We start from the raw sequence: 8,614 nt of genomic DNA, 5'->3' as shown, positions 1-8,614 counted from the left end.
TCCGCAACAAGAACCTTGGGTTCATCTTTCAGTCGTTCAATCTGCTGCCCAAGCTGTCCTCCCTGAAGAACGTCGGATTGCCCAAGATCTATAACGTTGGCGGTACCAGCAACGACGAAGCCGCGATGCTTTCCCTGGTGGGATTGGGGGATCGTGCCAGCCATCGGCCCAACGAACTGTCGGGCGGCCAGCAGCAGCGGGTGGCCATCGCCCGTGCTCTGGTCAACCGTCCGCGGGTCATCATGGCGGACGAACCTACCGGTAACCTGGACACAAAATCTGCCCAGGAGATCATTGGGCTGCTGACCAAGCTGAACGAATCAGGCATCACGGTCATAATGGTCACCCATGAGCCGAACTTGGCCCAAACCGCCCGGCGTATCATCAGGCTCCAGGATGGCAAGGTCATCTCGGACGAGAGGCTTAAAGCCATTCCCCAGGCAACGGAGAACGGAGACGCATTGTCCGGTGAGAATCTCGGGCATAAGGTAGTCACAGGTTCCCGTGTTAAGGAATATTTTCAACAGGCGATAGACTCATTGACCATGAACAAGACTCGGGCCGCGCTTTCGATCCTGGGGGTGATGATCGGAGTCTCCAGCCTGATAGCCATGTTGGCGTTGGGTAACGGGGCTCAGGCCGACGTGAAGAAGCGTTTGTCTTCCCTGGGAACGAACGTGCTGAGCGTCCGTCCATCTTCCGGCTCGCGGGGCGGTGTTTCCATGGGGTCCGGTTCTGCCCTGAGACTGACGCTTGATGACAGCCGCGCGGTGGCCGCAATCCCAGGAGTGGACAAGATCGCTCCGTACGTCAATGGCAATGTCCAGGCCGTCTATGGAGCCAATAACTGGAGCACATCGGTTAGCGGGACATCGGCCGCCTATGCCGATGTCAAGAGTTCGCAACCATACAGCGGCAGGTTTTTCACCGACGAGGAGACCATTCTAAGAAAGAAAGTGGCGGTGATCGGCAAGACAGTCGCCACCAAGCTATTCGGCACGGATAACCCACTGGGCGAGTATATTAAAATCAACCGCATCGATTTCCAGGTGATCGGCGTCCTGCCGGAAAAGGGGGCCACCGGTTTCCGCGACCAGGATGACCAGATCATCATCCCGGTCAACACCGCCATGTACCGCCTATTCGGAACCGAATATCTGAATTCCATAGATGTCTATGTCAACGATCCTTCGAAAATGACCGACGTCAGCAGTAAGATCACGCAGGTCATTCTGTCACAGCACCGGTTGCCCTCTACCAAGATTGAACTTGTCAATGTCCGCAACATGGCCGATCTCCAGGAAACCCTGACTTCGACCATGAAGACATTTACCTATCTCTTGGGATCGGTAGCCCTGATCAGCTTGCTGGTGGGCGGGATCGGCATCATGAACATCATGCTGGTATCGGTGACAGAACGGACCAACGAGATCGGGCTGCGCAAGGCAATCGGGGCCGATAACGATGACATCATGTTCCAGTTCTTGATCGAATCAGTAGTCATCTGCCTGTTGGGGGGTGGCATCGGGATCTTTTTGGGTGGAGCGGTGTCGTATGTTATGGCGAAGTTCGCCGGCTGGTCCATGTCGGTGACTGCCGATTCCATCGTTCTGGCTTTATCGTTCTCTTTGATCATTGGGGTGGTCTTCGGACTGTGGCCGGCCAGGAAGGCTTCGAACCTTAGTCCGATTGAGGCATTAAGATATGCTTGATATACAGATGGTATTGTGCTCGTAGTGGCATATCATTATAGGCCCTGTAGTGTTATTTGCTATGGGGCTTGTTTATTTGCCTGTAGCCGGAACATACAGTTCTATCGCAATCTTTGGACCAAACAAAAGAGGCAACCTAATCGGTTGCCTCTTTTGTTTTAGATGTCATGGCTGGGGGACAGGGATTCGAACCCCGATACCATGGTCCAGAGCCATGTGTCCTGCCGTTGGACGATCCCCCAGTGAATGTATCTTAAGTCTAAAAACAGCATCAGGGACATCAAAACCTTTCAGTCCCTGATATCTTTTAATTATAACCTAAAAAAACCTATTTTGTCAACCGCTTTTCTTTCCCGGCACAATGTTTATCCCGGATACTTGGTCTGTTATACTCCTTACAATAAATTGCTGGCCAGCTCGGCCAGGGGACTCCGCTCGCCCTTCAGCAAATTGACGTGGGCGAACAGGCTCTGGCCCTTCATCCGGTCCACTAAATAACTCAGGCCGTTGCTTTGGGCGTCCAAATAAGGGGAGTCGATCTGGTAAACGTCCCCGGTGAAGACGATCTTGGCCCCCTCGCCGGCCCGGGTGATGATGGTCTTGACCTCCAGCGGAGTAAGGTTTTGGGCCTCGTCCACGATGAAAAAGATGTTGGATAAACTTCGACCCCTGATGAAAGCCAGGGCCGAGATCACCAGTTTTTCGTTCTGGATCATCTCGTTGATCTTGTTGTGCTCCTTGCTCTCCGGGGCAAAGCGGTGCCGGATCACGGCCAGGTTGTCCCACAGCGGCTCCATATAGGGGTCGATCTTGGACTTGATGTCACCGGGCAAAAAGCCGATGTCCCGGTTGGCCAGGGGCACCACCGGCCGGGCCAGAAAGATCTGGTGGTAGTTGCGTCGCTGCTCCAGGGCCGCGGCCAAAGCCAAAAGGGTCTTGCCGGTGCCGGCCTTGCCGGTGAGGGCCGCCAGCTGGATCTCGGGGCGGAGCAGGGCGTCCAGGGCAAAGATCTGCTCGGCGTTGCGGGGCTCGATGCCGTAGGCCGGCCGCTTGACCAGCCGCTCCAAGCCGTCCTTTTCCGGATTGTAATGGGCCAGCACGCTGGAGCTGTGGTTCTTGAAGACGAAATACTGGTGGGGCAGCAGCTCTTCCTTTAAGGGGAAGGCCGCCCGGGGCACCAGGTAGGGCTCCTGGTAGAACTGGGAGATGAAATCCTTGTCCATGTCCTCGATCACCCGGGCGGTGACATTCAGCTGGTCCATCTGCCGGATCTTGCCGGTCAGATAGTCGTCGGCCTGCAGCCCCAGCGACTTGGCCTTCATCCTCAGATTGATGTCCTTGGTCACTATCACCACCTGGCGGTCCGGGTGCTTCCGGGTCAGCTCCTCGGCCATGGCCAGGATCCGGTGGTCGGCCTTGTCGGCGGCGAAAGAATGGTAGACCCGCTCGGAATGGGGGTCGCCCACCAGAATGTGAAGCTTTCCCCGGCCCTTGCCCAGGGAGATGCCCTTGGTCAGAAGATGCTCCCCGGCCAGCTTGTCCAGGTTGCGGATGAACTCCCGGGCCTCGAAGTTGATCAGGTCGCTGCCTTTTTTGAACTTGTCCAGTTCCTCCAGCACCACGATGGGGATGACGATGTCGTGTTCCTCAAAATTCTCGATGCAGGTGTGGTCGTACAGTATCACGTTGGTGTCCAGCACGAAGAGTTTTTTTGCCTTTTTGCTTTCGGCCATGCTGTCCCCCTTTGTAAGGCTGTGGTGAAGGTTGATGTAAAGAAGGTTTCTTTTGCCCACGAAAAACACGAAATAACACAAAAATACTTATACAGTTTATCCCTAAAGGAGTTTGGTGCCTTTGTGTCTTGGTGGCAATTTTAAGGTTTGTCTTGTTTCAAATATAACCCGATGCCGGGATAAAATCAATAGCTTTTAGGGCCAAATTTCAAGACGGTAAAAATATGCCGAAAATTATTGATTTGGGTCTTGCAATGGTTTGATTTTATATGATAGAATAAATTTTGCATTCAAGGAAAAACCATCCAGCAATGCTATCAGCAGGAGTCTTATGAAAAAGGCCAAGGCAGCTCCCAAGGCGGTCAAGGGCGCAGCGGATCCGGCGGTGAAAAAAGCGGCGGCCCGGCATGCCGGCAACAAGGGGGCTTTGATCACGGTATTGCAGGAGGTCCAGGCCGAGCTGGGCTACCTGTCGGGCCAGACCATCGAACAGATCAGCCAAATCATGGGTCTTCCGGCCAGCCAGGTCTACGGGGTGGCCACTTTTTACACCCAGTTCCGGCTGAAGCCGGTGGGCAAGCATTTGATGCGGGTCTGCCACGGCACCGCCTGCCACGTCAGCGGGGCGGTCAAGATCAGCCAGGCTTTGGAGGACGAGCTCAAGGTGGGCGATGGCGAGACCACCGAGGACGGAAAATTCACCCTGGAGACGGTGGCCTGCCTGGGCTGCTGCAGCCTGGCCCCGGTGATGATGATAGACAGCGAGACCTACGGTCGGCTGACCCCGGACAGCGCCCGCAAGGCGGCCAAGGATTTTTAATCCTCAGGCTTTTCCGGAAAAAGACAGGATTAACATGATTTAACGAGGTATATTCATCTTTCAATGTCATCCTGCAAATCCGGTCAAAATAGTATTCGTATAATTTCACACATTAGAGATTGAACCTCCGGATCAATAAACTCCAACACTAGGAGTAATATCATGACCGGGTTGAAAAGAACATTATGGGGCGGATTATCCCTGCTGTCTTTGAGCAGTCTGCTCTGGGCGCAGCCCCAGGCTGGCCCAAAGGCGCTTTTCCCAGTCAACCAGCAGGGCAAGTTCGGATATATCGACCAGCAAGGCCGGGTTGTAATTGAGCCTAATTACGACTGGGCCTTTGATCTTTCAGAGGGCCTGGCCCTGGTCAACATCAGCGGGGTCAAGAACGAATACGGGTTCGTGGTGGGGGGCAAGTGGGGGTACCTCAGCCCCGACGGCGAGATGGCCGTCACCCCGCAGTACGACGACGCCAAGAATTTTTCCGAAGGGTTGGCCCTGGTCAACGTCGGCGGCAAGACCATTGAGACTGGGATGATATCCGGGGGCAAGCGGGGATTCATAGACAAGACCGGAAAAACAGTGATCGAGCCGATTTACGAGGATGCCCGCAGTTTTTCCGAAGGGCTGGCCCTGGTGCGGCAGAACGACAAGTACGGTTTCATAGACCAAAGCGGCAAAGTGATCGTGCAGTTCCAATACCAGGATGCCATGAGCTTTTCCGGAGGCCGGGCGCTGGTGAAGCTGGGAGACCGCTGGGGATTCATCAATAAGAACGGCGAGGCCGTGATACCGCCGGTCTACCACGGGGCCCGCAGCTTCGTCAACGGCTTCGCCATCGTTCAGACCGAGGGCAAGTTCGGCTTCATAGATCCCGCCGGCCGGGTGGTGGTGGCCCAGCATTACGATGACGCCGGCAACTTTTACCAGGGACTGGCGGCGGTGAAGCTCAACGGACGATGGGGCTATGTGGACACAACCGGCCAGAGAACAGTGGCACCCAAGTACGCCGCCGCCTCCGGTTTCAGCGAGGGTTTGGCCTGCATCCGCATCGGCGGCAAGCGGGGATACATCAACCGGGCCGGCCGGATGGCCGTGCCTCCGCGCTTTGACGGGGCCATGGACTTCTCCGAAGGGCTGGCCCTGGTGAACCTGGGCGGCAAGATGAACGAGAACGGCATCATCCAGGGCGGCAAGTGGGGGTACATCAACAAGGCCGGGCAGACGATGATCAAGCCCCGGTTCGATTTCGCCTGGGACTTCAAGCACGGCCTGGCCATGGTCAACATGGGCGGAAAGATGAATTCCTACGGCAACACCGACGGTGGTACCTGGGGTTACATCGACCGGACCGGGAAGTATGTCTGGAAATCCACAGAATAGCTAAGAAACGCTTGGATTTTTATAAGGAAACCATGAAACCAGGAATATTTCTTTTCTGAAATCCTCATTAATAATCAAAAATCATTTCAAGTTTTATCAGGAAACAGGCATCAACAAATATTTTCCTGACTTCCTGGATTCCTAATAGATTTAGCCTTTTCGTGATCTCCAGGATTCCGTGTTTCCGTGCCTGCACGCCAGAGTGTCTATCAATGTCAGTTGTTTCGGCACGCAGGCGTGGTAAGTAATGTCCATATACCTGAAGTCTTCAATCAAATCAATATATAACGGAGGGAAAGCCTCTTGAGAACTGCTGCTGAAACCAAGAAAAGATCCTTAAAAAGCCCCGACTACCGGGTGGTGGTGGGGCTGGGCAGCTGCGGGATCGCGGCCGGCGGCCACAAGGTGATGGCGGCCCTTAAGGACGAGATCAAAAAGAGCAAGCTTAACGTGGCCCTGGCCGAGACCGGCTGCGTGGGGATGTGCTACCGCGAGGTGCTGCTGGACGTCTACGACAAGGACGGCAATCTTTTTACCTACGGCAACATGACCCCGGAACGCCTGCCCCGTTTGGTGGAGGAGCACCTGGCCGGGCATCAGCCGGTGAAGGACTGGCTGGTGCGGGCCCACAACCAGGCCCTGCCCGACGACAGCTTTTACGCCAAGCAGAAGCGGATAGTGCTGCGCAACTGCGGGGTGTTCAACCCCGAGAGCATCCAGGATTACATGGATCATCAGGGCTACCAGGCGCTGGAGAAGGCGTTGAAGACCATGACCCCGGAGCAGGTGATCAAGGAAGTGCTGGACTCAGGTCTCAGGGGCCGGGGCGGGGCCGGATTTCCAACCGGCCGCAAGTGGCAGTTTGCCCGGGACAGCAAGAACGACAAGAAATACATCATCTGCAACGGGGACGAGGGCGACCCCGGGGCCTTCATGGACCGCTCGGTGCTGGAGGGCGACCCCCACAACGTGATGGAGGGGATGCTGATCGCGGCCTACGCCATCGGGGCCCAGGAAGGTTACCTCTATGTCCGGGCCGAATACCCGCTGGCGGTGCAGCGGCTGAAGCTGGCCATCACCGAGGCTAAGAAGAAGGGCCTCTTGGGCAAGAACATCATGGGCACCGGATTCAACTTTGAGATGAAGATCAAGGAAGGGGCCGGGGCCTTCGTCTGCGGCGAGGAGACGGCCCTGATGGCCTCGATAGAAGGCAAGCGGGGGATGCCTAAGCTGCGGCCGCCGTTCCCGGCGGTCTCCGGCCTGTGGGGCAAGCCTACCAACATCAACAACGTGGAAACCTACGCCAACGTGCCCTGGATCATATTGAACGGCGGAGCCGCCTTCGCGGCCCTGGGAACGGAGAAAAGCAAGGGCTCAAAGGTCTTCGCCCTGGCCGGTCAGATCGTGCGGGGAGGCCTGGTGGAGGTCCCCATGGGCATCACGGTGCGGGAGATCATCTACGAGGTGGGCGGCGGCATCAAGGGCGGGCGCCAGTTCAAGGCGGTGCAGATGGGCGGGCCTTCGGGCGGCTGCATCCCGGCGGCCCTGGCCGACACCGTGATCGACTACGACTCGGTGACCCAGACCGGGGCCATCATGGGCTCGGGCGGCATGGTGGTGATGGACGACACCACCTGCATGGTGGACATCGCCCGGTTCTTTTTGGACTTCACCCAGAAGGAATCCTGCGGCAAGTGCACCTTCTGCCGGGTGGGCACCAAGCGGATGCTAGAGATACTGGACCGGATCACCAAGGGGAAAGGCGTGGAGGGCGACATAGAAATGCTGTTGGAGCTGGCCGACAAGATCAAGGTCTCCTCCCTGTGCGGGCTGGGGCAGACCGCCCCCAACCCGGTGCTGACCACCATCAAATATTTTAGGGATGAGTACGAGGCCCACATCAAGCAGAAAAAATGCCCGGCCCACAGCTGCAAGGAACTGCTGACCTACGAGATCATCGCCGAGAAATGCGTGGGCTGTACAGCCTGCGCCCGGGTCTGCCCGTCATCCTGCATAGCGGGCGCGGTCAAGAAGCCCCATGTCATCGACCAGGCCAAGTGCGTCAAGTGCGGCAGCTGCGTGGTCAAATGCAAGTTCGACGCGATCAGGGTCAGCTGACCTCACCCCTGCCCCTCTCCTAAAGCATTAGGAGAGGGAGACGGAAAACGTATAATAGTCTAAACACAAGAATATAACAAGGATGCATAAAATGTCCGAGATAAAGATACAGCTCAACGGCAAAGAAGTCATCTGCGATTCCAGCCAGACCATCCTGCAAGTGGCCGAAAAGCAGGGCCTGGACATTCCCAACATGTGCCATGACAAGAAGCTGGAGCCGTTCGGCTCCTGCTGGGTCTGTCTGGTGGAGGTAAAAGGGGCCCGGGGCTTCGTGCCCTCCTGCGCCACCAAGGTCTACGACGGGATGGTGGTGGACATAGACAACCAGAAGATCCGGGCCGCACGGCAGCTGGCCCTGGAACTGCTGCTCTCCAACCACTCCGGCGACTGCATCGCCCCCTGCCAGGCCACCTGCCCGGCCGGATGCGACGTCCAGGGATACACCGCGCTGATCGCCAACGGGATGGAGGCCGAGGCCATCAAGCTGATCAAGGACACCCTGCCGCTGCCCGCCAGTTTGGGCCGGGTCTGCCCCCACCCCTGCGAGACCGAGTGCCGCCGCAACCTGGTGGAGGAGCCGGTGTCCATCTGCTACCTTAAGCGCCGGGCCGCCGATTTCGATTTGAATTCCGGAAAGCCCTATCTTCCCAAGATCGCCCCCGAGACCGGCAAGAAAGTGGCGGTAGTAGGGGCCGGGCCGGCCGGATTGAGCGCGGCCTACTACCTGAGGCAAAAAGGCCACCAGGTCACCATCTTCGAGGCCCTGCCCAAACCGGGCGGCTGGCTGCGCTACGGCATTCCCCAGTACCGCCTGCCCAAGGAGGTTTTGGACCAGGAGATCAAGACCA

Annotated in this window: 6 protein-coding genes and 1 tRNA gene; 5 read left to right on the top strand and 2 right to left on the bottom strand. The window is 57.0% G+C overall.

Features of this window, described 5'->3' with window-relative positions:
• A partial coding sequence (locus Q7U71_09940) for an ABC transporter permease (GenBank protein MDO9392078.1) occupies positions 1 to 1,712 on the top strand: 1,712 nt, incomplete at its 5' end.
• A 168-nt stretch (positions 1,713 to 1,880) separates the two neighbouring features.
• Here the strand turns inward: Q7U71_09940 and Q7U71_09935 are convergent.
• Both Q7U71_09935 and Q7U71_09930 read right to left on the bottom strand, forming a co-directional pair.
• Positions 1,881 to 1,954 (bottom strand) — tRNA-Gln (locus Q7U71_09935).
• Positions 1,955 to 2,107: 153 nt separating this feature from the next.
• Positions 2,108 to 3,445 carry a PhoH family protein gene (locus tag Q7U71_09930; GenBank protein MDO9392077.1) on the bottom strand — a complete coding sequence of 446 codons (1,338 nt, stop codon included), beginning with the start codon at positions 3,443 to 3,445 and terminating at the stop codon, positions 2,108 to 2,110.
• Between the two features lie 331 nt (positions 3,446 to 3,776).
• On the opposite strand from Q7U71_09930, the gene nuoE reads away from it, so the two are divergent.
• From nuoE to Q7U71_09910, 4 genes are all read left to right on the top strand, one after another.
• Positions 3,777 to 4,265, top strand: coding sequence for an NADH-quinone oxidoreductase subunit NuoE (gene nuoE / locus Q7U71_09925; protein MDO9392076.1), 489 nt, complete (start codon positions 3,777 to 3,779; stop codon positions 4,263 to 4,265).
• Between the two features lie 162 nt (positions 4,266 to 4,427).
• Positions 4,428 to 5,648, top strand: a complete 1,221-nt coding sequence (locus tag Q7U71_09920) for a WG repeat-containing protein (protein MDO9392075.1) — start codon at positions 4,428 to 4,430, stop codon at positions 5,646 to 5,648.
• 408 nt (positions 5,649 to 6,056) lie between these two features.
• The gene (gene nuoF / locus Q7U71_09915) at positions 6,057 to 7,766 is read left to right on the top strand and encodes an NADH-quinone oxidoreductase subunit NuoF (protein ID MDO9392074.1); all 1,710 of its coding nucleotides are present in this window, start codon (positions 6,057 to 6,059) and stop codon (positions 7,764 to 7,766) included.
• A gap of 91 nt (positions 7,767 to 7,857) precedes the next feature.
• Positions 7,858 to 8,614, top strand: a 757-nt coding sequence (locus tag Q7U71_09910; GenBank protein MDO9392073.1) for an FAD-dependent oxidoreductase, incomplete at its 3' end; no start/stop codon positions are given.

The organism is bacterium (assembly GCA_030655055.1).
Classification (GTDB): Bacteria; Edwardsbacteria; AC1; order AC1; family EtOH8; genus UBA5202.
This window is presented reverse-complemented; position numbering and strand designations above follow the sequence as displayed.